14 protein-coding genes are annotated in these 25200 nt (G+C 65.5%); 2 read left to right on the forward strand and 12 right to left on the reverse strand.

Annotation, left to right across the window (positions count from 1 at the left end; translation table 11 throughout):
• Window positions 1-110 precede the first annotated feature (110 nt).
• From VT03_RS25740 to VT03_RS25760, 4 genes are all read right to left on the reverse strand, one after another.
• On the reverse strand, window positions 111-3116 hold the full coding sequence (locus VT03_RS25740; protein ID WP_075095654.1) for a PVC-type heme-binding CxxCH protein: 3006 nt from the start codon (window positions 3114-3116) through the stop codon (window positions 111-113).
• Between the two features lie 419 nt (window positions 3117-3535).
• Window positions 3536-5569 carry a hypothetical protein gene (locus VT03_RS25745; RefSeq protein ID WP_156514753.1) on the reverse strand — a complete coding sequence of 678 codons (2034 nt, stop codon included), beginning with the start codon at window positions 5567-5569 and terminating at the stop codon, window positions 3536-3538.
• A 299-nt stretch (window positions 5570-5868) separates the two neighbouring features.
• Window positions 5869-9297, reverse strand: a complete 3429-nt coding sequence (locus tag VT03_RS25755; RefSeq protein WP_075095657.1) for an SNF2-related protein — start codon at window positions 9295-9297, stop codon at window positions 5869-5871.
• Window positions 9298-9849: 552 nt separating this feature from the next.
• Complete coding sequence (locus tag VT03_RS25760; protein ID WP_075095658.1) at window positions 9850-11373, reverse strand: N,N-dimethylformamidase beta subunit family domain-containing protein; 1524 nt, start codon at window positions 11371-11373, stop codon at window positions 9850-9852.
• Between the two features lie 583 nt (window positions 11374-11956).
• Here VT03_RS25760 and VT03_RS25765 point away from each other — a divergent pair.
• On the forward strand, window positions 11957-13189 hold the full coding sequence (locus tag VT03_RS25765) for an LL-diaminopimelate aminotransferase (protein ID WP_075095659.1): 1233 nt from the start codon (window positions 11957-11959) through the stop codon (window positions 13187-13189).
• A gap of 50 nt (window positions 13190-13239) precedes the next feature.
• Here the strand turns inward: VT03_RS25765 and VT03_RS25770 are convergent, their stop codons facing one another.
• From VT03_RS25770 to VT03_RS34365, 3 genes are all read right to left on the reverse strand, one after another.
• Complete coding sequence (locus tag VT03_RS25770; RefSeq protein WP_082846541.1) at window positions 13240-14052, reverse strand: lysophospholipid acyltransferase family protein; 813 nt, start codon at window positions 14050-14052, stop codon at window positions 13240-13242.
• Between the two features lie 475 nt (window positions 14053-14527).
• Window positions 14528-15322, reverse strand: coding sequence for a hypothetical protein (locus VT03_RS25775; protein ID WP_156514754.1), 795 nt, complete (start codon window positions 15320-15322; stop codon window positions 14528-14530).
• Between the two features lie 323 nt (window positions 15323-15645).
• Window positions 15646-16509 carry a hypothetical protein gene (locus VT03_RS34365; protein ID WP_197489083.1) on the reverse strand — a complete coding sequence of 288 codons (864 nt, stop codon included), beginning with the start codon at window positions 16507-16509 and terminating at the stop codon, window positions 15646-15648.
• A gap of 557 nt (window positions 16510-17066) precedes the next feature.
• Between VT03_RS34365 and VT03_RS25790 the strand changes: the two genes are divergently transcribed.
• Window positions 17067-19544, forward strand: a complete 2478-nt coding sequence (locus tag VT03_RS25790) for a peroxiredoxin family protein (RefSeq protein ID WP_075095663.1) — start codon at window positions 17067-17069, stop codon at window positions 19542-19544.
• 113 nt (window positions 19545-19657) lie between these two features.
• Here VT03_RS25790 and VT03_RS25795 read toward each other — a convergent pair whose 3' ends face one another.
• From VT03_RS25795 to VT03_RS25815, 5 genes are all read right to left on the reverse strand, one after another.
• Window positions 19658-20899, reverse strand: a complete 1242-nt coding sequence (locus VT03_RS25795) for an N-acetyl sugar amidotransferase (RefSeq protein WP_075095664.1) — start codon at window positions 20897-20899, stop codon at window positions 19658-19660.
• Complete coding sequence (hisH, locus tag VT03_RS25800; protein ID WP_075095665.1) at window positions 20889-21605, reverse strand: imidazole glycerol phosphate synthase subunit HisH; 717 nt, start codon at window positions 21603-21605, stop codon at window positions 20889-20891. The genes VT03_RS25795 and hisH overlap by 11 nt, the downstream gene beginning before the upstream one ends.
• Window positions 21606-21630: 25 nt before the next feature.
• The gene (hisF, locus tag VT03_RS25805; RefSeq protein WP_197489084.1) at window positions 21631-22563 is read right to left on the reverse strand and encodes an imidazole glycerol phosphate synthase subunit HisF; all 933 of its coding nucleotides are present in this window, start codon (window positions 22561-22563) and stop codon (window positions 21631-21633) included.
• Window positions 22564-22800: 237 nt separating this feature from the next.
• Window positions 22801-23760, reverse strand: coding sequence for a sulfotransferase family protein (locus VT03_RS25810; protein ID WP_075095666.1), 960 nt, complete (start codon window positions 23758-23760; stop codon window positions 22801-22803).
• Window positions 23761-23961: 201 nt separating this feature from the next.
• Window positions 23962-25197, reverse strand: coding sequence for a CDP-glycerol glycerophosphotransferase family protein (locus VT03_RS25815; protein ID WP_156514756.1), 1236 nt, complete (start codon window positions 25195-25197; stop codon window positions 23962-23964).
• Window positions 25198-25200 lie beyond the last annotated feature (3 nt).

The raw sequence follows: 25200 nt of genomic DNA on the forward strand, positions 1-25200 counted from the left end.
GATGCGTGTACTGCCGATCTTCAAAAGCTCTCCGTCAGGAGAGCTTTTTTCATGCGCCGGGTTTCTCGCTTCCGTTCTCTGCATCCTGGCCTCTTCCCGGGTGATCGCGTTCAGCGAAGCGACTCTAGGAAGGCGATCAGATCGAGGAACTCCCGGCGGGTCATCCGCTCCGCCAGCTTTTCGGGCATGACCGAGGTCTTCTGCGGGACCCGCTCCTCCACGTCGGCCGTCTTCACCGTCGTCGTCTTGCCGGTCGAATCCCCCAGGACCGTCGTCCCTTCGTTCTCGTGAACGATCATCCCCGTCAGGACCTGGCCGTCGATGCTGACGAGCGTCCATGACGTGAACTGCGGGGAGACCTCGCGGCTCGGATCGAGGATCGACTCGATCAGTTTCTCGAGAGTCATCGCCCCGCCGATGCGGGAGAGGTTCGGGCCGACCGCGCCTCCGCGTCCGTCCACGACATGACACTTCACGCATCCTGGTCCTTCCGGGTGGAAGAAGACCCGGCGGCCCCGCGCGGCGTCGCCCGCGGGAAGATCCTTTGGGGCGCCAGCGGTCTTGAGCCAGGCGGCCGCGGTCGGAATCTCGGTTGGCTTCTCCCTGGCGGCGAGCGAAAGCGTGAGCTGCTCCTGATCCCGAAGGGCCTTCGAGGGAGCGGCAATCGTCTTGAACCACGCTTCGATGGCCGCAGCAATCCCGGGCGTAACAACCGCGGGGCGGAGCGTCCGCAGGATCTCGACCTGCTCCTCCTCGTCGCCGCTCTTGGAGAGGCGGGCGAGCAGCGCTTCCTGTACGGCACTCGACGCCAAAGCCCGGGAAGCCAATCCGAGAATCGCTTCGAGCCGCAGCGGTTTGGGGCGGGCCTCTTCCTGTGCGATCCGCAGCAGAGCCGCTTCCGCCGCGGGATTGGGAACGGTCGCGAGCGAACGGACCGCTTCCACCGCCAGAGCGTCGTTCTGCGATTCCGCCCACTTCGTCAGCGCCTCGACCGGAACGCCGCCGGTTTCGGAGCCGAGGAGCTTCAGCGCCTGGGTGCGGACGGCGTCCGTCGTCTCGGGCTTCTGAAGCAGCGGCAGGACGTACTTTCCGGGAGGAGTCTTGTCGAAGTCCTGAGGCGACCGGCCGTCGAGCATCTCCAGCGCGGCGAGCGTCGCGAGGAACAGGTCGGCGGTCATCGAATCGGACTCAAGGATCTTTGCAACGCCCGGCCGCAGTTCGGTGAGCTTCTCTTCGGCAGCCCATTGCACGGCGAACCGTCGGACCGGCGGGGACTCGTTCGCCAGCAGATCCTGGATCGTCTTGGCGTCGCGGGGAGACTTTCGGCGGTGAAGAAGGCCGCGGTGGATGATCTCGTGCGGGCCAAGGGGTGTCTCTTCGCCCAGGGAAAACCCCGTTCGGATCATCTCGTCGATGGCGGTGGCCGTCACGAAGGGATCTTCGCCATACATCCCAAATTGATAGCACTCGGGACCGTCTTTCCAATCGCCTGTCCGCTGGCGGATGAGTTGTGCCGCCCCCAGGACGAGTGACCGCATCTGGTGCAAGGCCATGTTTTCGTCGGTCGAAAGTTCCTTCATCAGGGAGTTGAAGCGAACCTTTGCGTCGTCCGGGAACCCGAACTGCGGCACTTCCGCCAGAGCGACCACTTCCTGGTAGACCGGATCGTCGAAATGCTGGCGGATCTCGGTCATCGCCTCAGGGGTTCGGGTGAAGGGGAAATCGGCTGCCGCCTGCGGACTGCTGGCCAGCGCCCACACCGCCTCCATTCGCAGGCGGGTAGGCGACCGGCGGTCGAGAATGCGGGTCACGAGTTGCTTGCGGTCTTCTGCGGTTTCGACGAGCGACCGGGCCTGGCGGCGTCGGGCGCTGACGGGGAAGACCGCCTTCGGATCAGGTGCCGATGCGGCGACAGCCGCTTTCTTGGCGCGGTCCTTCGTGTGGACCCGCCAGATCCGGCCGTGGCCGTGGAGCTGGTAGTCGCGCTTCACCCAGTCGGTGCAGTACAGTGACCCGTCGGGAGCGAGCGCGATCCCGACAGGCCGAAATGTCTCTCCGCCGACGATGAACGGCTCCGCGACCGACTCGACCGAGGCCCCCTTGGGCTTCAGCCGGAACCGGTCGATGCGGTGGTCACCCCAGCTCGTCGCCATCAGATTTCCGAGGTATTCCTCGGGAAACGCGTCGTTCTCATACGCCAGGACGCCGGAGGGGGCTTCGCCCGTTCCCGCGACCATCGGCAGCGTTCCCGGGAGCTCGCCGTTCCAGGCTGTGAAGGGGTGCAGCCCCTTGCGGCCGTTGCGGAACCGGTAGCCGTAGTCGCCGCCGCGGATCACGTGCAGCAGGCGGCAGGGGGGGCGGCTGTCGGGATCGTTGTCGACGGTGAACAGCTGGCCGAAGGCATCGATGCACGACGCGTGCGGGTTCCAGAAGCCGGTGGCCCAGAACGTCATCTCCGTTCCGTCGGGGTTCATCCGGTAGATGTTGCCCCCCTCGCCGCCCCCTTTGATTGGCTGGTCCGGTGCCCCGCGGAAATGGATGGCGTACGGTTCCCCCAGGTTTTCGCCGAAGCCGAAGAAGAGTTTTCCCAGGGGATCGAAGGCGAATCCCGCCAGGCCGTTGTGCGGGTAGTCCCCCTTGGTGTCGAGCCAGACGAGCCGCGTCTGGCGGTCGCACCGGTCGTCGCCGTCGACATCCTCAAGCAGCAGGATCTCCCGGCGGGTCGCAACGAACACCTGGCGGTCGGCGGGCTTCGTTCCGGCTTCGACGACGATCGGGTCGAGCCAGGCGGGCCGGACCGCCACGCTCATGGTGTGCTTGAGGCCGTCCAGGAACACCTTGGGAGACTCTGCGCGGCCGTCGCCGTCGGTGTCCCGGAAGACGAGGAGCCGGTCGCTGGGGTGCCCTTTGTAGTCTTTGGGGGGGAAGTGGGTGTTGCTTTCGATGGCCCAGACGGTTCCCTGCTCATCGACATCGAGCCCGGTGGGGGTGACGATCTGCGGATTCTCGGCAAAGAGCGTGATGGCGAGCCGCGGATCGAGGGATCGGGGCGGGGCCTCCTCCGCGAAGAGGGATGGGGAGAGGCAGAGCAGGGACAGAAGGAGAATCGGCCGCATCAGATTTTCGCCAGCGGGATGTTGGGACATCGCTCGGGCGAAGCATCGCGGACGTGGTAGTGAGTGGCAACCGTAGGGATCTTAGGACCGAGTCCAGGGGCTACTCTGGTGGGGAGTGCAGAGGGGCAACGCCCCTTTGCCCGCCGGAGGCCTGGCTCGTCGGACATCGTCGAAAGGAGTGTGTGTCCAAGCGCGGACACCGTGCCGTATGCCCCCCTCAACTAACCCGCGGGAATTGCAAAGCAAGCGGTGTGGATTGAGCGAGTCCTCAACGCCGGTCCCACAAGGCGGACGCCCGTTGCTGCCAACGGTTCCTCACAGGAGTGCCTCCGGCGGCAAGGGGGTGAGACCCCCTTGACCCCAGCGGCCGTCGCACGTTGGGTTTGAGCGAACAGAGTCGTGCCGGCAAGCGCGGTTTGCTACTCGCGAACTTCGACTTCGTCTTCCAGAAACGTCGTCACTTCCGGGGCCGACGGAGACTTCTCATAAAGAGCCGGCTGCACAGCACCCGGTGCATCCCCCCGACGCGGCGTCGGAGAAAGCGGGACCGGCCCCAGCGAGGCCGAAGGCTGCAGCGTCGGCTCAATCACCGGAATCTCGGCGGACGCCGGGAGAATCTTGTCGTGATTGGCGTGGTACTGCCGCTGCATCGACGCGGCGATCTCATTGCGGAACGTTCGCAGTAGATGGACCTGCGCCGCTCCCGTGGTGTCCTCGTGGAACGTGATATCGTGTACGAGGTACCGATCCGCTTCCTTGACCAGCTTGACGTCGACGGTCTCCCTGCCGCGGCCGATCCGGACGACCGACCACGCGTCGACGGTCCGCATCGCTTCGACCGGTGCGGTCAGCCGCTTGACGACGTCGCTGTGGAACAGGTCGTTGAAGTCCGGAACGCTCCGGAGCTGGATCCAGACGATCTTGTTGAGCCCGTCATCGGAAGACTGCCGGAGAGCCTTCATGCTTCCGTGATGCACGCCGAGAGCGAACTGGTAGATCGGGATGAGCTGCTCGGCGTTGGCCTTGAGCGAACTCGGGCGGTCGAGGACCGGCATCAGGACGTCGTCGACGAGCAGTCCGGACTTGGTGCTGTGGAGCACATAGGTCAGGGCCCGCGAGCCCTGGGTGACGGTGACTTCGGTGACGTCCCCCTGGAAGACCGTGGCGGTCACTTCCGGGCGGGCCGCCTCGACCTCGGGGAACGGCAGCGACTTGAGCACCGACTCGTCCGCCCGGCCCCAGACGCGGCGACGGAAATCTTCCGTCGACATCTTTTCGAGCCGGATCTTGTCCCGGTTCGACAGGGCGTCCGCATAGACGTGCAGGAGTTGTTGCGAGAGGAACATCGAGGAAAGCCGCTTCACCTGGCTTCCCCCCTTCTCGAAGATCGTGACTTCGGCCACCTTGGGAGAGCTGTTCTCCGAGCCCGCCGGCGTTGAATCGCGCGGGGCCAGGTCTCCGGTTACCAGCGTGAACATGTAGATCCCGCCCGGGCCGTCCAGCAGGATCTCGGTCCGGTTCTTCTGCTGGCGGGCATCGTACTTGAGCCCCAGGAGTGCCTGAACGGGGAGCGGAACGGCGTCGAGGTCCGCCTCGGCGAGACAGGTCCCGTGGAAGTCCGGAGTCGTCACCTCTTCGAGCGTCGTCTTGATCTGGCTGCCGTACGCGGTGAGGAACGTCTGCGTCTGGACGAGGCAGCCGGCCAGCTTGCGGACGGAGCGGACTGTTTCATCCTTGGCGTCGGTCGCCGCGTCCTGGAGCTGCCACCGGCCGTCGATGTGGCGGAACTCGACCACCAGCTTGCCGAGCATCAGGAACGCGCGGTCCTTGTCGACGCGGGCGTCCGGCTGGAGCGACTTGTGCTTGGGCGCGTCGGCGACCACCTGGGAGCAGAGCTGCTTGAGCCACGGATCGGGGAGCCCTTCCAGCTCCTTCCGGAGGTCTGGACCGCACAGGCCCAGGATCTGTTCCCGTTCGCCTTTGTCCCACGCATTGAGGAATTCACGGAGCGAGAGGAGCAGGTCCATCTGCTCCGCCACGGAGCGGCTGACCGGAGCGGTCTTGGCGCTCGTCGACTTGGGAGGAAGGATGACGTCGTCCACCACCCACTGGTGCGTCTCTTCGCTGCGGACGAGCCGGTATTCGAGCTTCTGGGCCGCCTTGCCGACTTCGACGTAGACCTTCCGCTCGTCCTTGTTGACGTCCTGGACCTTGACGATCTTCGCCTTGTCGGTCGGGATCTTAAGGACCTTGAGGTCCTGCGTGGCGTCGGAAAGCCGCAGGGCCCGCTGTTCGAACTCGGGCGAGGAGGACGCGCGGAGCGAGTCGAGGTCCTTCTCCTGGATGCCGGCGGCAAAGCGGTCGATCGCCTGCTGGGTGAGGATCTTGGCGCAGCCGGTCAAGCTCATGCCGAACAAGGCGCAGGCCCACAGGTATCGAGAGCGGCGTCGCATGAGAGGTCCTGAAGGGCGGGACAGTGAAGGGAAGTGAGAGGCGAGGCGGCGGACAGTGCGGTGGGAACGGGGTTGGCCGGGAGGGCCCGAGGCGGACGTTCTCCACGAAGGGAGTGCCGTTCTCCTCCATCCACGGGGAACCGGTCAAGGCGGGGGAGAGAGCCGGCCGGAGCGACCGGCAAAAGCGGCAGTTGGAGCGGTCCGCCCGGAGGTCCTCACAGCGGCAGGAGCTGCCGAAGGAACGGTACGGCGCCGGGCGCCTGCCTGCGGGCAGGCTCGTGGCGGATCGCTGACAGTCCTTAACTCAGCAGCATTTGCAGATCGTCCGCCGTCAGTTTCCGGATCAGGCTCTCGTTCTCCGAGATGATCGCCTCCGCGAGATCACGTTTCTGCTTCTGCAGTTCGAGGACTTTTTCCTCGACGGTGTCGCGGGCGATGATTCGATACGCGAACACGCTCCGCGTCTGCCCCATCCGGTGGGCGCGGTCGATCGCCTGGGCCTCGACCGCCGGGTTCCACCACGGATCGAGGATGAAGACGTAGTCCGCGGCGGTCAGGTTCAGGCCGTGTCCGCCGGCCTTCAGGCTGATCAGGAACACCCGGCACTCCTCTTCCGACTGGAACCGGGAGACGCGGGCCTTGCGATTCGCCGTCTTTCCGTCGAGATACTCGTACGGGATCTTGCGGGTCTTGAGAGCCCTTTCCACGAGCGCCAGCAGCGTCGTGAACTGGGAAAAGACGAGGATCTTGTGCCCCTCCGCGGCCGCCTCCTCGACCTGCTCCAGCAGGGCCTCCAGTTTGGCGCTGCCGTCTTTCCCGCGGGCCGCGTCGATCAGGCCCGGGTGGCACGCCGCCTGACGCAGTCGGAGCAGGGCTTCGAGAACGTGGATCTTGGACTTCGCCAGACCCTCGGTCTCAATCGTGTCGGAGAGCGAGGCCCGGTAGTGGTTCCGGAGTTCGTTGTAGAGCTTCCGCTCCTTGGGGGAGAGATCGACGTAGAGCGTCTGTTCCGTCTTCTCGGGGAGCTCGGTCAGCACCTGGGCCTTGGTCCGCCGCAGGATGTATGGCCCGATCGCCCGTGCCAGGAGCGTGAGGGCAGTCGGGTCGCCGTCGGTCGAGCGGGAAAGGGCGTGGAACGCCGTTGACCGCCCCAGCATGCCGGGGTTGAGGAACTCGAACAGCGACCACAGCTCGCCGAGATGGTTTTCGATGGGTGTTCCGGTCATGGCGAGCCGGTGGTCCGACTTCAGCAGGAGACACGCCTTGGCGCTGTTGGAGTTGGCGTTCTTGATCGCCTGGGCTTCGTCCAGGATCACCGTGTCTAAGTCGACCTCTTTGAGCTTTTCGATATCCCTTCGGAGTGTCCCGTAGGTCGTGACGATCAGGTCCGCCTCCGCCATCGCCTCGAACCCTTCGTGCCGCTCGATGCCGTGGTAAGCCACGACTTTGAGGTGTGGCGTGAAGCGGGCCGCCTCGTCCTGCCAGTTGAAGACGAGGCTCTTCGGAACGACTGCCAGCGACGGCTTCCGGGGCTCCGACTCCTTCCGTGAGACGCGAATCGATTCGAGGTGGGCCAGGACCTGGATCGTCTTGCCGAGGCCCATGTCGTCGGCGAGACAGCCGCCGACCCGGAACTCCCGCAGGAACCTCAGCCAGCCGAGCCCCTGCTTCTGGTAATCGCGAAGCGTCCCCTGAAAGGACTTGGGAGCCGACTTGGACCGGACCCCATCAAACGCGCGAAGCCGCTTGCGGTAGGCGCGGAACGCTTTGTCGAGATCGGCCTCCGGCTGGGCGGAGAGCAGGGCGTCGAGGAGCATGGCCTGCGATGAGCGGAATCGGATGGCGCCGTCGGACGTCTCTCCCAGCCGGGAGAGCCCACCGTACTTCTTGAGCCACTCCTCGGGCAGGAGGCCCTGGCTTCCGTCATCCAGCAGAACGTACTTGCTTCCGGACTCGACGGCCCGGAGCAGCGCCGGCAGCCGGGCCGTGACTCCGTCGAAGTCGAAGGTCCCCTCCAGATCGAACCAGTCGACGCCGCTGCGGACGGAGAGCTGGAACGAGCCGGGCCGCCGGATCGCCCGTCCGTCGGCGACGACCGTCCATCCGCTTTCGGCCAGATGCAGGACGTGGCCCGCAACGTCGCGGCGGGGCATCGAAACATGGGGGTCGTCATCGGCGGAGCGCCGTGTCAGCTCCATCCCCAGGGTCAGCAGGTCCCGCAGGTGGCCCCGTTCCGCCGACGGTTCGCGGTCATAGGCCGTCTGTTCGGTCCGGGAGACGCACGCGGGGGCGGGGTCCGTCAGAGAGACGCTCCCCTCCCCGTAGTCGAAGCGGACCGCCGCCGTCACCTTCTGAGAGGCGGTGACGGGGCCGAGGACCAGCCGCGGCCTGGGCGCCACGGACCCGCGGGTCAGCACAAGCTCCGGGGGAAAATCGAGGTCCGGGAGTTCCTTTCCGGACCAGAGCAGGTCGAGGAAGCTGTCCCGGTCCGCAAAGGGAACGGCGAACTGGCCGTCGCGGCGGAGCAGTTTGACCCATCCCGCCTGCGAGCCGATGTCGATCTCGGCCACGCGGTCCTCAAAGATGACGATCCGGTCCATGATCAGGACCGGCGTCTTGAGATCAATCGCCGCTTCATCCTTGTTGCCGTCCCCCGTCGTCGGAGCGGCGTCACCCCGGGCCCGGACGAGTTGCCCCTGGATGGTCCACTCCTGGCGGGCGGTCTTGTTTCGCGGACCGCTGGCCGAGAGCCGCAGCCGGTACTGAGCTCCGGAATCCCAGCGGAGCAGCGGGGCGGTCAGGACCGGGACGCCGGTGTTGAGGATCCAGTGGAGCCGGCCGGTCTCGCACAGATCTCTCGCGAAGCTCGGCTCCGGGGAGAGGATCTGGGCGGTGTTCTGGGGAGTATTGTAGCTGTAGAAGTTGTATCCGGATTGCTGATAGGGATTGCGATCCAGCGACGGATCGAGTGCCCGAAAGCGGGACACGAAGCGTCGATCGACTTCCTCCAGTCCGTTCAGGCCGGCCGCGCCGTTCAGCGAGGCTGGCGCGACCATCACCGTTCCGTTCGCGTGCGTCTGGCGCCTGTAGGCCTCGACGACGAGGGCGGACGTCGAGACGCTCCGGCCGATGTTGATCACGTATTCCAGCGGACTCGTCTCCCGCTCGTGGGGCAAAGCGGGATCGCCGGCGGGGGAGCGCAGGAAAGAGAGCTGCGACTTCCAGTCGGCTCGGGCTGGCGGCGTGGACCTCAAATCGGCCGAGGAGAGATACCGCGGCTGCGGTCCGCTGACTCCAGGCTCGTCATCGTCGAAGTCGATCCTCTGGCCGAAGCTGTCCTCATCGCCATCCTCCTCGTCGAAGCGATCGTCTCCCATGAACTCCGCGAGATTGGCTGCCGTGATGACTTCGTGGTCGAAGTCGACGACACCTTTCGTGAACTGTTGGGTGCGGATGTATCCGCGTTGTTCGGCTTTGACGATCGAGGCCCAGATGTGTTTGCAGAGGGAGCCGTCGAGGTAGTGGGGGCAGTCGCAGGCGACTTCCAGGGATTTGCCGCTCAGCTTGAGGAACACGTTGTAAGGCTCATCGAGGCTCCCCTGGACCTCGCAGCCGATCCGCGGCAGCTTGACCGAAGTGAACGTAACGAGTCCGTCGCGGGCGTAGCTGTCCCCCTTGGATCGGACTGCCGCCGAGAACTGGCGGGTCAGATTCGCGGCGACAGGCATGGAGCATCCTTGCGGAGAGGCGGGAAACGGGGGCGCAGCCAATCATGTGGGATGGCGGCGGGGTGTCAATTGCTGGACGGGGGACTGGCCCTACGATTCCTGCGGGCGCGATCGATCTCGGATGACGTTGGGGAACCGTGCGCCTCCCAGCCGGGTCCAGGGGGACCCTGGTGGGGGATGCAAGGGGGCCACGCCCCCTTGCCCGCCGGAGGCCTGGCCGTCGAGAGATGTCTGAAGGCGTGAGTGTCCAAACGCGGACACCATGTCGGATGCCCCCTCACCAACCCGCGGGGATAGCAAAGCCAGCGGCGTGGGGTAGGGGAGTCCTCATCGCCGGTTCCACAAAGGGACACCCGTGACTTACCACGGTTCCTCACCGGAGCGCCTCCGGCGGCAAGGGGGTGAGACCCCCTTGACCCCAGGCTGCCGTGGCACGTTGGGTTTGAGCGGGCATCGTCGTGCCGGCAAGGGACGTGATCTGAGCCGGTGACGTATGACACGTCGCCTCACTGACCACCACTCGGTGAACACACCCGCACCATTCCCGACAAATCATTTCGCCAAAGCCCGCTTCAGCACGTTGGCCGTAATCTTCTGCACACGCTCATCCGGCCCGTGCGGCCGACTCCAGTGCGACCACGGCAACACGTGGCCCGGCGGAGTCGAGAGCCCCTGGACCCAGAAGATCGTTGAGGCGTTGAACACCACGTTCCCCTTCGGCCCGGTATAGACCGTGGCGGTCCACTGCTGCGGCTGCACGCCGCCGACCCACGCCGTTCCGCCGCCGACAACTTCCAGTCCAGGGATGTCCGCCGGCTGCCCGTGGTACTCCCAGCCGATGAGGCCGGGGATCCGGTCCCCCTTCTTCATCCCGGTCCCTTCGAAGATCCAGTGCTCGGGCTTCGTGCAGATCCAGTCGCCGCCGCCGTTGACCGGCTCAATGTTCCGGGCCCCCATCAGGAGCCCCTCGTCGGGACCGCGCTCGGGGAAGGGGCCGTTGTCCTTCTCCCGCCCGACGGCGTAATCGTTGTCCGCTCCGTAGGGGCCGCCGCGGAACATGATCCGGTGCGGCCGGCCATCGGCACTGTCGCGGTACGGCGTGACCCAGCAGATCGAGTTCCCGGAGAGGAACATCAGGCTCACCCCCTCGTCCCGCATCTTTTCGACGCTGCGGAACTGACGGATGTCCCAGTATTCGTCATGCCCCACGCTCACGAACGTCTTGCACTTGAGTCCGCGGTCCGGCGTCAGCAGGTCGCTGTTCGTGCAATAGGTGACGTCATAGCCATGCTGTTCGAGCCAATAGGCCATCGGGAATTCGAGCGGGAGGTATTCCCCGGCTCCCACCGTCAGCGGATCGTTCACGACGCCGTCGAACTGTGCCTCGCGGCCGTACGGGCGGTCGAAGCTGACGTCGGCCCACGGGCCCTGGTTCCCCTTGGGGTGGGTGTAGACCGAGTAGTTGTCCGGCCAGCGGTTGTAGGCTTGCCAGGTGTTGTCGGAGCACTGGAAGAGGATGTCGGCCGGCCGGTCGTCGGTCACGATGAAGATAACGTAGCTCTGCCAGTACGGCTCGTTCTCGGCCTGCGGAACGGTCGTCAACCGGCCGAGGTACACACCGCTGAGCCAGTCTTTCGGGATGGTCAACTTGTGTGAAACGTCCCACCGGCACTCATGGAGGTTCTTCTCGCCCGGCTTGGGTGTTGGCTGAGTCTTCCCTTCGAGCGGTCCGACCTTCGTCATCAGCCGTGCCCCCCGTCCGCCGTAGTAGCCGGTCCGGAACACCTCGAGGGTGTAGGGGAGGGGAGGATTGGTCGAGACGCAGATCTCGACGGTCTCGCCCGCCTTGACACTCTGTTGCCGGCAATAGCCCTCGATCCACGGCGAACGGAACTTGCCGCCATCGACGCGGACGCGGGTCAACTGCCAGTCGGTCGACCCGGTCTGCTGGTTTTCGGCGACGATAGGAGACTCCGCTCGGACCTGCCGTGGTGCTCCGCAGGCAATGGCGAGCAGGAGGAAGAGGAGCGACCGAACCCGGTAGGGGGGAACGGCTGTCTGATGAATGTTCAGCATCGTTGTCGATCAGGCGGGAGACGCTCGTTCGCGTCGGGAAGGACTTGGCAGCGGCGGCGCGTGATGCGTGGCCCAGTCTGGCAAGTCGTCGGTGGTCCATCAAATGTTGTCGATGGATTGCCCCGGTCGAGAGCAGGCTCGAACCACGTCCTTGCCGGCACGACTATGCTAGCTCAAACCCAACGTGCCACGGTCGTCTAGGGTCAAGGGGGCCACGCCCCCTTTCCGCCGGAGGCACTTCCATCAGGAACCGTGGTAAGTAACGGATATCCCCTTTGTGGGACCAGCGTTGAGGACTCCCTCAAAATTCACCCCTGGCGATGCAATCCCCGCGGGTTGATGAGGGGGCATACGACACGTTGTCCGCGTCTGGACACGCACTCCTTCCCGTGATTTCCGACGAGAGGGCCTCCGGCGGGCAAAGGGCCATAAAAATAACGCAGGCCCCTCTGCACTCCCCACCAGGGGTACCCCCTGGACCCCGCCAAATGACGTTATTAGGAATCGTTGCGTTCACCTCGCCCGCCCCCTAAAACGGGGCCGCATTCGACTGCCGTTCTGTCCCCGAAAGCTCGACCGTTCCATGGCGCAGATCAACGAAAACTACCTCAAGCTCAAGGCCGGATATCTCTTCCCCGAGATCGCCCGCCGGGTGAAGGCCTTCGCCGAAGCCAATCCTGCTGCCAAGATCATCCGCCTCGGCATCGGCGACGTCACCGAACCGCTCCCCCCCGCCGTCATCCAGGCGATGCACAAGGCGGTCGACGAGATGGCCGATCGAAACACCTTCAAGGGGTACGGCCCGGAGCAGGGGTACGACTTCCTCCGGGAAGCGATCGCTAAGCACGACTTCCAGGCCCGTGGCTGCGACATCGCCGCGGACGAGATCTTCGTCTCCGACGGCTCGAAGTGCGACACGGGGAACATCCTCGACATCTTCGGCGAGAAGAACAAAGTCGCGGTCCTCGACCCGGTCTACCCGGTGTACGTCGACACGAACGTCATGAGCGGCCGGACCGGCGCCGCGGACGACAGCGGCCGCTACGGTGGACTGGTCTACCTCCCGGCGACGGCAGAGAACGACTTCACGCCGACCCTCCCGAAGGAAAAGGTCGACCTGATTTATCTCTGCTATCCCAACAACCCGACCGGGACCGTCGCGACGAAGGAGACGCTCCAGCAGTGGGTCGCCTACGCCAAGGCGAACGACGCGATCATCCTCTTCGATGCCGCCTACGAGGCGTTCATCACCGATCCGTCGCTCCCGCACTCGATCTATGAGATCGAAGGGGCCAAGGACGTGGCGATCGAGTTCCGGAGCTTCAGCAAGAACGCGGGCTTCACCGGGACGCGGTGTGCGTTCACGGTCGTGCCGAAGCAGCTCAAGGGGACGACCGCCAGCGGCGAGAAGAAGGAGATTCATCCGCTCTGGAACCGCCGCCACACGACGAAGTTCAACGGCGTCTCCTACCCGATCCAGAAGGGGGCGGCCGCGGTCTACACCCCGGAAGGGCAGGCGCAGACGAAGGAACTGATCCAGTTCTACCTGACGAACGCCAAGCTCCTCCGCGAGGGGCTGGAGAAGGTCGGGATCAGCGTCTACGGCGGGGTCAACGCCCCGTACATCTGGCTCAAGACCCCCAAGGGAATGAAGAGCTGGGAGTTCTTCGATGAACTCCTCTCGAAGGCCCACCTGGTTGGGACGCCGGGAAGCGGCTTCGGTGCGTGCGGCGAAGGCTACTTCCGTCTGAGCGCGTTCAACAGCCGGGCGAACATTGAAGAGGCCGTCGCGCGGTTCCAGAAGGTTGTCAGCTAGATCCGCGAGGGAGTGTGCAACGCCGGTCCTCGCTCGGGGACCGGTTTTTCTCAGTGAGCGGCCGTCGGAGTGTCGTTGGACACCGGGCCGTGATGCCCGTTGCCGTTGCCGTTGACGGCCGGCGTCGGCAGAGCGACGCGTGACGGGACTTCCGCGGGGGCGGCCGCGGGTGAAGATGACGCCTCCCGCTCAAGCTCGTGCCCGAGTCGCCACGCCTCCGCTTCCGCGTGGCAGGCCACGATCCGGTCCCGGATCAGGGCGACAAGGTCGTCCTGGCGTTCGCGGCTAAAGCTGTCGATCGTCTCGACGCTGATCGGCTCGCCGTACACCACGCGAATTCGGCCGGGCCGGGGGAACAGGACGTTCCGCGGGTACGATTCAAAAGCCCCGGAGATTCCGATCGGAATGACCGGCACGCCCGCCCGCCGGGCGATTGCCAGGAAGCCCGGTTTGAACACGCCGATGGAACCGTCGCGGGTCCGCGTCCCTTCGGGAAACAGCCCGACGTAGTAGCCCTGCCGGCAACGCTCGATCGAGAGCCGCATGCTCTCAGTCCCGGCTGCTTCCCGCCGGATCGGCATGACGTAGGTGGCGCGGAGGATTGAGCCGATCACCGGGACGCGGAACAGGTTGTCCCGGGCCAGGTAGCTGACCGGACGATGCAGTCCGGCGGCGGCGAACAGCGGATCGAGAAAGCTCTGGTGATTGATGAGGAACAGCGCTCCGCCAGGGGGGAGCCGCTCCAGTCCGCGTACCCGATATCCGAGCCAGAACGTGAAGAAATTCTGCATCAGGAACTGGAGCACGCGCCAGGTCCAGTTGCGGTATTGCGGATCAGCGGGTGACGTTCGAGAGCCGGACATCCTGCAGCGCAGCAGAGAGGGGAGGGTGGGCCGCATGGTAGAACGGAGCGTCGCTGCGGGACAGCCCCGATGGTGTTTCGTGAAGGTGGCCGGGCGGAATGGCTGATCGAGCCGCGGCCTTGCCGGCACGGCTCCCATAGCTCAAACCCAACGTGCTACGGCAGCTGGGGTCAAGGGGGAAACCCCTTGCCGCCGGAGGCGCTTCCATGAGGAACCGTGGAACACAACGGACGCCCGCTTTGTTGAGCCAGCCATGAGGACTCCCTCAATCTACCCCGCTCGCTTTGCAATCCCCGCGGGTTGGTGAAGGGGCATTCGGAACGGTGGCCGCGCTTGGACACGTGCTCCTTCAGACATCTCTCGAAGGCCAGGCCTCCGGCGGGCAAGGGGGCCAAGAAAACAACACAGGCCCCCTTGCATCCCCCACCAGGGTGCTCCTGGACCCGGTTCTTGACGACGGAGTGGCAAGTGTCCTCTATCGCAACTCCGCGGCTCCGTTCAGGACCGACACCCGTGGTCCGGACTCGGGAAACCGGGTCAGCGTGACGATCACCGGCTGCGGCCGGGCGTCGCGGAAGAACTGGACGAACTGCGAGCCGTCCGAGAGGGTCCGGACCATCGCAATCTCGCGGGAGGAGAACGGAGCGGCCTGCGGATCGCTCTGGCGGAGCTGCGTGGTCCCTTCATGGGCCAGCAGATCGGCGGCAGCCCCGCCGCCCACCTGCTGTACCGCCATGACGTTCTGAAGACGGGTCTGGATCGCGGCCAGTCGCTGGAGGTCGGCGATCTGGGGATAACGGCGCGCCAGGAGGCCGACCGCGGGACACTCGACGCGATGCCGGAATTCTCCGCTCTGGACTTCGATCACGGTCGTCGCGGCACCCGCGACGTCCGGGCGGAGGCCAGTCGTCCGGGCGGACGATTCAATCTCCTGCCAGAGGATCGGCGTCGAGATCTGGAGCAGTCCGTGCCGCTCCGTCAGCTCGGCCGCCAGGCTGCGAAGCTCAGCGTCGGTCAGGCCGCCTGCGGGAGTCACCCGGCGTCCGTCGGTGCTCAGGAAAACGTCGCCGTTATGACGGATGTCGAGGGCCGGGACGGTCGGAACCGGGTTGCCGGGATCGACGAACGTGAGACGCAAGAGGGAGGGGGAGGCCGACGGCGTGGCGAGTCCGGCCGGCGGTTCCACGGCCGCCGCAGAGCGCGGCAGGACCATCGGAAACGTGCCGAACAGGCAACACAGGAACAGCGCACACCGAGACGGATGGGACATCATGTCGATCCGTTGAGGCGTCCTCGCCGTGTCTCGCCGCTTCGGGCCGCTGGACCTGCTCGCCCGATGGCGTGCTGGTCCGGGATCCGTCGGCAGTGACTTCAGGCCGGACGCTCCCCTACGTGGAAGGAATCCATTCCGCAGATCGTCCGCAGAGAGCGGCGAAGATTACCGGAAGAGCGACGATCGTCACAACCCGAAGGGTTTTCGCTCGCGCCGTGGACGGATGGATACGTCTTCGTGGCTTCCGGGTGGGACCTGGCGCAACAAAAATCCCCCTGAGAGACTCAGGGGGATTGGGCGATTCAGTCGATTTCTGAAGCTCAGTTGCTGTTGCCGGGCGACCGGGTTTCCACGGTGCTGGCCGGCGTTTCCTGAGTCTGAGCGGCGAGCTCCTTGGCCCGGGCCTGGGCTCCCTGGACGAGCTGATGGGCCGCCACCAGCTGATCGCGGGTGAAGTAGGGGACGTCGGCCGCGGCAGCGCGGTCGAACATCTTGCTGGCGAGCTGATCCCAGCTCATGTTGCTGGAAAGGTGCCACGCGGCCGCCTGGGCGACATTGCGATCGAGCTTGCCCGTGCCGATGGCCGAGCAGAGGACTTTGAGTTCCGGCTTGTCGCTGAACTGCTCAACGGGGACCAGGCGATAGGTCGAGCGGGCCGTCGGGTTCTTCTTGCCATGCTCGAGGCAGACCGAGTTCATCTGGACCTTGACGGTCTCAGCAGCGGGAATCGAGAAGAATCCCCCACCCATTCCGCCGCCGCCCATGCCTCCCATTCCACCGCCGCCCATTCCACCCATACCGCCGCCCATTCCGCCGCCCATTGCCTGCTGACCGCCGCCGCCCATTCCGCCCATTCCTCCGCCACCCATCCCGCCCATTCCGCCGCCGCCCATGCCTCCACCGCCGAACTGCGGGTGGACCTGGATGCCGACGACGGCGTCGGGAAGGACAACGGTGATCGGCTTGTCGGTGTTGTTCTTGATGAACACGTTGCCGACGAACTCGTTCTGGGGACGCATGACGACGTCGAGCGACTTGCTCTCGATGCCGTCAAACAGCTCGACCTTTTCGGCCGAGGGGTCGTACTTGGGCTTGGTGATCGGCTTCTTGAATTCGCCCGCGCCGGCCGAAGCCATGCTTGTCAGCAGGGCCAGTCCGAAGAGAACGCTTCGCTTGAACATCATGACCGATACCTCGTGCCTGCGACGGACGGATGAAACAGGGGGAGACGGGCGGACCGACTGCGCACGAAACGGCGCAAGGGCGGCGTGGCTCAGTGGATGTTATCGTGCCCGGGAAACCCTCTTCAACGAAATCTTTGGTGGGACCGGGGGATTCGGCCGGAGATCTGTGGGAATGCTCGCTCTGTTCGGAACGTCCCGCACAAGGCGAATTGCTGGAAACGGTGGGATCCAGCTGGGTCCAGGGGCACCCTGGTGGGGGATGCAAGGGGGCAACTCCCTCTTGCCCGCCGGAGGCTTGGCCGTCGAGAGATGTCTGAAGGAGCACGTATCCAAGCGTGGACACCGTGTCGCATGCCCCCTTACCAACCCGCGGGAATTGTACAGCGTGAGGGAGTCCTCAACGCCGGTCTTGTAATCCGGCGGTCCGTTCCAAACTCGGTCCGAAACCTGCGATCCATTGGACTTTTCGGATGGGGTGGGGCATGCTCAACGGGTGATCCGTGCGGGGATTCGGGAAAATCCGATCTCCGGCGCGGTCTCTCAGGGGAGTCAGACGCATGCAGTTCCGGTCCGTTCGGCGACAGATTCCCGCGGTGTGCGCCTGGAGTCTCCTGGGTCTGGCCGCGGGGAGCCGGTTCGGTCTGGCGGACGATGCGAAGAAGCCGGACACGGCTCCCACCGCGGCCGCCGCGGAGACGTCGACTCCGAACGGCCCCCTGCCGGGGCACTCGTACCACGGCGAGGTCTTCGACGAAGGGCCGCGGCAGAAGGGGACGCTGCTCGGGACGAGCGGGACGGTTTCGTTTCCGGCGACCTCGGCGGTCGCCGATGTCCAGGCCTTTGTGAACCAGGGGGTCGCGCAGCTTCACGGGTTCTGGTACCTGGAAGCGGAGCGGTCGTTCCGTCAGGCGGCGATGCTCGATCCGGACTGTGCCATCGCCTACTGGGGGATGGCGATGGCGAACACCGAGAACGCCAAGCGCGCCGCCGGCTTCATCGCCGAGGCGGTGAAGCGGCGGGAGAAGGCGTCGCGGCGGGAACAGCTCTACATCGACGGGCTGAGCGAGTTCCTCAAGAGCTCGCCGGAGGCCAAGTCGGCGGAGAAGAAAGAGGACGCCAAAAAGGACGAAACAGCGAAGGACGGGGCCAAGGAGACGAAGTCCGAAACCGCCGAGTCCGCGAAACCGGCCGACAAGAAGCCGCCCGAGAAGCTGACCGCGGAGCAGAAGAAGGAGAAGGAGCGGGAGCGGCGGCAGAAACTGGCCGACAGCTTCGAGAAGATTGTCTCCGAGTTCCCGGACGACCTGGAAGCGAAGGCCTTCCTTGCCCTGCATCTCTGGCAGAGCCGGACCAAGGGGCTGCCGATGCACAGTCCGACGGCGCTCAACGCCCTCCTGCAGGAGGTCATCGCCGCCAGTCCGATGCACCCCTGCCACCACTACGTCATCCACTTGTGGGACGAGAAGGAGGCCAAGCGGGCCCTCAAGTCCGCTGCTATGGGGGGGCCGTCCGCGCCGGGAATCGCCCACATGTGGCACATGCCCGGCCACACCTATTCGAAGCTGCACCGCTACCACGACGCCGCCTGGCAGCAGGAGGCGAGCGCGCGTGTCGACCATGCCCACATGATGCGGGCCGGGCTGCTTCCCGATCAGATCCACAACTTCGCCCACAACAACGAGTGGCTGATCCGGAACCTGATCCATAACGGCGACGCGCATGCCGCCGTGGCGCTGGCCAAGAACATGATCGACCTGCCGCGGCATCCGAAGTGGAACACGATCGACGACGGCGGCTCGAGCGCCTTCTTCGGCCGTGTCCGGCTCTACGACGTCCTCCAGCAGTTCGAGATGGGTTCGGAGGTCCTGCGACTGGAGTCGACGCGATACCTGGAGCCGGTCGCCAAGGAGGCGGACGAGCGCCGCCGCCAGTCGCTGATTGCCGCGGCCGCCTTCCAGACCGGCGACGGGCTGCGGGGCTCGGCGATCCTGACCGACTTCATCGAGGCCGAACGCAAGCTCCGCGACGAGCGGGACGCCGCGGTCCAGAAGGCCAAAGACGAGGCGGCCAAGGCGAACAAGAAGTCGGAGGAGATCGAGAAAGCGGGGCAGGCGGCCGCTGGGAAGTTCGACGGTAAGATCAGCGCCCTGCAGCCGTTCCTGTATGAACTCAAGGGACAGCTCCATCTCGCACACCGGGCCTACGGCGATGCCTTGACCGCCTTCGAGAAGTCCGGCCGGGCCGACAAGGGGCTGCTGGCGGTCCTGCAGGTCCGCGCTGGCCAGACGGAGAAGGGGATCGAAACCGCCCGCAAGAACGTCGCCGACAATCCGAAGGAGACGATCCCGCTCGTCCGGCAGGTCGAGGCGCTCTCACTGGCCGGCAAGAAGGACGAGGCCCGCAAGGCGTTTGATGAGCTCAAGGCGATCTCGTCGATGGCGGCGCTCGACACGCCGCTCTTCGGACGGCTCCGCCCGTTCCTCGCCGACCTCGGCGCCGCAGAGGACTGGCGCGTGGCGCTCGAACCGGCTAAGGACCTCGGCGAACGCCCGCCCCTCGACACCCTCGGGCCCGCGCACTGGAGCCCGTCACCGGCGCCGTCGTGGGAACTCGCCGATCACCGCGGCACGGTCCGGTCGCTTGCCTCCTACCGCGGACGTCCGGTCGTGGTCCTGTTCTATCTGGGGCACGGCTGCCTGCACTGCGTCGAGCAGCTCCAGAAGTTCGCCGCCGCCGAAGAGGAGTTCGAGAAGTGGGGCGTCGGCCTCATCGCCATCGGAACCGACGATCCAGCCAGTCTTCAGCTCGCCTGCAAGAGCTACGGCAGCGAGTTCCCGTTCCCGCTCGTCTCGAACAGCTCGCTCGACGTCTTCAAGACCTACCGCTGCTACGACGACTTCGAGTCCCAGCCGCTCCACGGGAGCTTCCTGATCGACGCGGACGGCCTCGTCCGCTGGCAGGACATCTCCGCGGAGCCCTTCGTCGACACGAAGTTCCTCCTCGAAGAAACGAAGCGGCTCCTCGGAACGCCGTGACTCCCCTCCTATCCGTGTTGATCTGTGTTCATCTGTGGCTAAAAACCATTCTGAATCAGCCACAGATAAACACAGATGGACACAGATAAGAGTTCGGAGAACAGAGTGTCGGATCACGCAGCGGCGCGAAGGGCCTGTTCTTCTTGCCAGATCGGGTGGCGGAGCTTCCATTCGCCACCTTCCTGCTTCCACAGGTGCGGCGAGCGGAACTTGTCGCACAGCTCCAGGAACCGCTCCGGGGCGAGGCCGATGTAGTCCATGACCTCCTGGAAATACTTCTTCGGGAACTCGCCGTCGAACCGCTTCACCAGGGCCACGCCGTCTTCGCGGGTCAGGTGGCGGTTGCGGATCTCCTGGGCGGCGTCGTACGTCGTGCGGCCGATGCCGAACTTGATGTACGTCGTGTAGTAGTGAAAGCCGTCGATCTTGTCGTCGAGGCTGTTGTACTTGCTGTAGGTCCCCTCGGTCCGGAACGGATTCGCTTCGAAGCCCGTGTTCTCGACCGCGTAGTAGTACGCCTCCTGCGGCGTCCACTTGAGGTAATAGCCGAGGTAATGGACTTCGACCGGGCAGCGGTCGTAGTCCGACGCTTCGGCCGGCAGGTACGCCTTGAGGTCGGCGAGGTCGACGTTGTGCTCGCTCATAATCTGGCGGATCGGCAGACCGGCGAGACGGATCTCGTCGAAGTTCTGCATCGAGTGGAACGCCTTGTCCCGCAGCGAGGCGTTGTTGTCGGCGATCGGGTTGCCGTACTCCGCTTCGTTCTCGCCGTAGAAGACGAGGGGAATGCCGTACTTGAGGGCCAGCTTCGGCCCCAGGTTCTTCTGACCGAGGATGAAGGTCTGGAACGGGTGCAGGAGGTTCTCGATGGAGAGCCGCGTCAGGAGCCGCATGACCTTGCCGTTCTGGTTGAACGACAGGTTGTCGAAGCCGCCGACGTCGAGCCACGCGCGGAAGTTCTTCCAGCCGATATCCGTATAGAGGATTGGCGGCCAGGTGACCGTCAGCGGGTGCATCCCGTACTTGTACTTGAGGACGTGCGCCTGGACGCAGCTGTCCTTGCCGCCGCTGCCGGGGACGATGCAGTCGTACGAGCCATCCTTGCTGCGGTGCTTGTCGAGGAGGGCCAGGAGCTGTTCCTCGCGGACCTTCCAGTCGATCGCCTCCTTGACGTCGGCGTAGCGGCAGGAGTCGCACACGCCGTGGTCATCGAAGTTCATCGTCCGGATCTTGCGGTCCGGCGTGTTCTTGAACTCGGGGGTCGAGGCCGGACGCTGGTTCGACATGACGCAGCGGCGGCAGTAGCGGACCTCGTGCGGGAGGCCGTAGTAGGCTTCAAGCTTCTCAGCAGGCATTCTTGACGTCCTTGTGCAACCGGCACTGTTCAATGAACGAAGCGATCTGGCGGTAGATCCGCTGCCCCTCGGCGCCGCTCTTTTCCGGGTGGAACTGGAAGGCGATCGTGTTTCCCGACCGGACGCTCGAGCAGAACTCGACGTCCCCATACTGCGTCATCGAGAGCCGGACCCGCGGATCGGTCGGGCAGACGTAGTACGAGTGAACGAAGTACATGTGCGTCCCGTCCCGCAGGCCGTCGAGCGGCGTGCCGGACCAGGGATCGGCGGTCTTCGCGACGGAGGGGCGGGGGCGCTGGACCCGGCTCCAGGAGACGTGCGGGACCTTGAGCTCGCGGTGGGCAGCGTCGCGGGGGGAGCGGAAGCGGACCACGGTCCCCTCGATCAGGCCGAGGCCCGCGTGGTGGCCGAACTCTTCGCTCTCCTGCATCAGGAGCTGGAGGCCGAGGCAGATGCCGATGATCGGCCGGCCGGCGGCGTGGAGAGCCCGCAGCGGCCCGACGAGGTCGGCCGCTTTGAGATTTTTCATCGCGTCGCCGAAGGCCCCGACGCCGGGGAGCAGGACGGCGTCGGCCGCCAGGACGTCGGCCTTCTTGTCCGTGATGGCGGCCGAGAGGCCGGCCCCTTCGCAGGCCCGGAGAACGCTGTGGAGGTTCCCGAGGCCGAAGTCGACGAGAGCAACGCGCGGTGAGTGGTGTTCGGACATCCGTGTCCTCCGGCCCGGCCGGAGCTTAGGCGTATTCGAGGCAGCGACAGTCGATTCCGTTCGACGTCAGGAACGATTTCAGTTCGGGGAGGGAGAAGCACGACAGGTGCTTCGCCGCGGCCGCCGAGCCGCCCCCCTGCTTGCGGAGAAACTCGGTATTCCCTTCGCCGCGGTAGTCCTCGGCGAGGGCATCGTACTGGCTCAGGAAGTGGTAGTGCAGGGACGAGGCGAGGCTGACGGCGTCGGCCCGCCCCTCTTCGATGACCTGCTGCACGTGTTCCTTCTGGCCGGCCCCGCCGCAGGCGATGACCGGGATCGGAGCGGACTCGGCGATCCGGCGGGTCAGCTCGATGTCGTAGCCTTTTCCGGTTCCCTCGCGGTCGACGGAGGTGACGACCAGCTCGCCGGCGCCGAGATCGATCGCCTCGGCGGCCCATTCGATTGCGTCGCGGCCGGTCTCGTTCCGGCCGCAGTCGGTGTAGGCGTACCAGCGCCCGTCGGGGTGTCGGATCGCTTCGATCGAGACGATGATCGTCGACGATCCGAAGCTCTCGGCCGCCTCGCGGATCATCGCCGGTCGGGCGATCGCGGCGGTGTTGATTGCGACTTTGTCAGCCCCGCAGCGGAGTGCCTGCCGGACGTCGTCGACGCTCCGGATGCCGCCGCCGACGGTGAGCGGAATGCGGATTTCCTCAGCGGTCCGGCGAATGATTTCGGCGAGGCCGTTCCGCTCGTAGAGGCTGGCGACGGCGTCCATGTAGAACAGCTCGTCGGCCCCCTGGTCGTAGTAGTAGCGGGCGAACTGTTCGGGTTTTCCGAGGACGCGCAGCCCCTCCAGGTGAATCCCCTTCACCAGGTTGGGACCCTTGATGTCGAGCCGGGGAATGATGCGAATTCCCACGCCGTGACCTTTGCTGCTGTCGTGATCCGGAACCGTCGAGGCCGGCTCACGCGGCACTCGAGACGCCTCTCCGGTCCGGATCGCCATTGACCGGCCGGAAGGGCCCGGGGACGGTACTCGAAATCCCGAAAATCGGGCAACACGAGGTTCCGGCCCAGGTTCCGACTGCGGATAGAGAAGGAGTTAAACACCAAGGCACAAAGACTTCACCAAGAACACCAAGGTTTGACGTCTGCTGAAATCCTTGGTGTTCTTGGTGCCCCCCTTGGTGTCTTGGTGTTTAATCCGACGGCGCTACGCTTCGGAAGCGACTGGAGCCATCCAGGGGCTCAGGTCTCGTCCCAGCCACACGGAGAGGGCCTGCAGGTCGTCGCGGTAGTAGTCCTCCAGACGCAGCCGGAGCGGCTCGGGGAGGGGCGGGTAGTCTGCGAATCGATCCTGGTTGAGCCGGTGGTAGGCCCACAGGTAGTTCCCGCGCCGCAGCCGGAGGGCCATCGGGCCGAGCAGGGGCCAGTGAAGCATCGTGTGGTACCCCGACCGGAGCACCTGATGGACAAAGGGCCAGCGTTTGAGGGGCTTGGTCTCGTTGACCCGCCCCCGGAGCTTCGACTCTGGAAGCGTGCTGGAGATCCCGAGGAATTCCCGGACCTGATTAAAGAACGAGACCGGATCGGCCAGCAGGTCATCGTAGAGGAGGACCAGGATCTGCTCGCGCGGGAAGTGTTCGAGGTACCGCTGGAGATGCTCGTAGTAGAGGCCGTGCTGAACCATCGGGGAGTCGATCGTCAGCTCGTCCGCGATGGACGGGGTGAGCTCGCCGTGGTTGAGGCGGCGGCAGTAGTCGCTGTAGGCCCGCTCGACCGGGCTTCGAAGGATGGCAATGAGCCGCGCGTCCGGGCAGTACTCCTGGATCCGCGAGGGGACTTCGGGGGAACCGAGATAGCTTGGCGTCGCGTCCAAGACCCAGCGGGCGCGGGAGTCGCGGGGGAACTGGTTCCGATACCACTCCAGGCCGAGGTCGAAATGGGTGTTGAAGAAGTGCGTTTCCTTCTCGACCAGCGAGACCGCCACCTCCGGGAGCTCCGCCAGCGTCGCGTAGAGCCAGGTCGTCGCGCAGCGAATTCCGCCAATCAGAAAGCAGTTGGGACTCCGCAGCTCTCCCGGGGCGGCGGGGAACCGCGTCACCTTGAGCGTGTTGTCCATCTCTTCGGCCATCACCAACTCCGTCACTCCATCCTGGCCGCGGCGCGTCATACCACTCCTTTCGGATGAGGGGCAAGACCGACAACGGCTCTTTTCGCAATCTCCTTTCGAACACCGGAAACGCGCCGAAGTGTCGCCGCGGTGCTCGCGGATTCAGGTTGGCGGTGACAGGGGAAGGGGACGGTCAGCCGCACCTGAAGAGACGGTCAAACGGGAGACGGCGCTGTGATGCATCGGGCCTGATTCGGATCGCTACAGACTCGCCAGGAGGTCGCAGATCCTGCGGGCGGAATCGCGATCTCCCGCTCCAGTCGCCTGTCGATGGGAGGCGGAATCGAGCGCGGTCGCGATCCGAGACTGCAACTCGCTGAGATCTGCGGCAAAGTGATACGGGGGCCGCATGACTCGGGGGAGGGGGAAGCGGTCCCCGCGGAGGTGGTTATAGGTCACCGCCGGCTTGCCGCACGCTTCGGCCTGGACGGCGATCGTGGAGTAAGAGGTGACGACGACGTCCGCGATCGCCAGCGACTCGCACAGATCGAGCGCGGCATTGATCGGCCGAATGTGCGGGTGGGCCGCGAGCCACGGGGCATAGTCCTCCAGCCGCTCGTTCGGGTGATGTCGCAGCAGGACCGCGGCCCCGCGCTCCCGATGAATGGCATCCAGGGCACCGAAGATCTGGGGGCCGATCGTCTCGTGCGGGATGGAGCTGTGGATGGAGAAATCGTCGCGGAACCGGCAGGGGGGAGTGGTTGCCATCAGGACGACCGGGGCGCCGTGAGGGATCGCTAATCGGGTCCGGAGCGCGTCCCCGTCGATCGCCGCGGTCCGCCGGGCGGTATCGTCGAACACCGGCTGTCCGAGGTTGTGGAACCGGCAGCTCGTGATCCCCTGGGCCTGCAGAGTCGCGATCGAGTCGTCATCCGAGGTGACGACATGCCGCGCTTCGGGGAGGGGATAGAGCTCGCCGAAGAGGTCGAGGATCTGGACTGTCTGGAGTCCGAGTGCATTCCCCGCCCGGATCGCCGCCTGCTCGCACCGGGGAGAGGTCGTCGACAGGACGATGTCGGCCTGTTCGCTCTCGAGGATCCGCCGCAGGGTCTCGACGGGCAGGAACGCCTGCCTTGCCCGCTCCCGGTATCGCTCTGCGGCCCCCTCCGGCCCGAGGTCGCGGACGAGATCCGAATACGAGAGCCCCAGGTAGGCGATCGACTCGATCCGCGGGACCGGCCCCTTCGGATTGTGGTGTTCGGCGGCCAGTCGCCGGCCGTGGTCGAGGACCTCGTCGAGGCGGTCGTCGAAGAGGGGCAGGTAGTCGCTGATCCTCCGCACCGTCCCGGCCGGGTAGCGGTCGACCACCTGGGCATAGGCGGCCGTGAGGGCTAGGATCCGGAAGCGGAGGTCACCTCGTTGTGCCAGTTCCCGGCAGACGAGATCGACGATGGTGATGTGGCCGCCGCCGTAGGCCACACAGAATACGGTCTTCACGAT

Source organism: Planctomyces sp. SH-PL14, from assembly GCF_001610835.1.
Classification (GTDB): Bacteria; Planctomycetota; Planctomycetia; order Planctomycetales; family Planctomycetaceae; genus Planctomyces_A.

Coding starts and splice junctions, on each gene's coding strand:
- VT03_RS25755 (WP_075095657.1), bottom strand. CDS start 9,297: ATGCCTGTCGCCGCGAATCTGACCCGCCAGTTCTCGGCGGCAGTCCGA.
- VT03_RS25745 (WP_156514753.1), bottom strand. CDS start 5,569: ATGCGACGCCGCTCTCGATACCTGTGGGCCTGCGCCTTGTTCGGCATG.
- VT03_RS25760 (WP_075095658.1), bottom strand. CDS start 11,373: ATGCTGAACATTCATCAGACAGCCGTTCCCCCCTACCGGGTTCGGTCG.
- VT03_RS25765 (WP_075095659.1), top strand. CDS start 11,957: ATGGCGCAGATCAACGAAAACTACCTCAAGCTCAAGGCCGGATATCTC.
- hisH (WP_075095665.1), bottom strand. CDS start 21,605: ATGTCCGAACACCACTCACCGCGCGTTGCTCTCGTCGACTTCGGCCTC.
- VT03_RS25790 (WP_075095663.1), top strand. CDS start 17,067: ATGCAGTTCCGGTCCGTTCGGCGACAGATTCCCGCGGTGTGCGCCTGG.
- VT03_RS25775 (WP_156514754.1), bottom strand. CDS start 15,322: ATGTCCCATCCGTCTCGGTGTGCGCTGTTCCTGTGTTGCCTGTTCGGC.
- VT03_RS25770 (WP_082846541.1), bottom strand. CDS start 14,052: ATGTCCGGCTCTCGAACGTCACCCGCTGATCCGCAATACCGCAACTGG.
- VT03_RS25795 (WP_075095664.1), bottom strand. CDS start 20,899: ATGCCTGCTGAGAAGCTTGAAGCCTACTACGGCCTCCCGCACGAGGTC.
- VT03_RS34365 (WP_197489083.1), bottom strand. CDS start 16,509: ATGATGTTCAAGCGAAGCGTTCTCTTCGGACTGGCCCTGCTGACAAGC.
- VT03_RS25810 (WP_075095666.1), bottom strand. CDS start 23,760: ATGACGCGCCGCGGCCAGGATGGAGTGACGGAGTTGGTGATGGCCGAA.
- VT03_RS25740 (WP_075095654.1), bottom strand. CDS start 3,116: ATGCGGCCGATTCTCCTTCTGTCCCTGCTCTGCCTCTCCCCATCCCTC.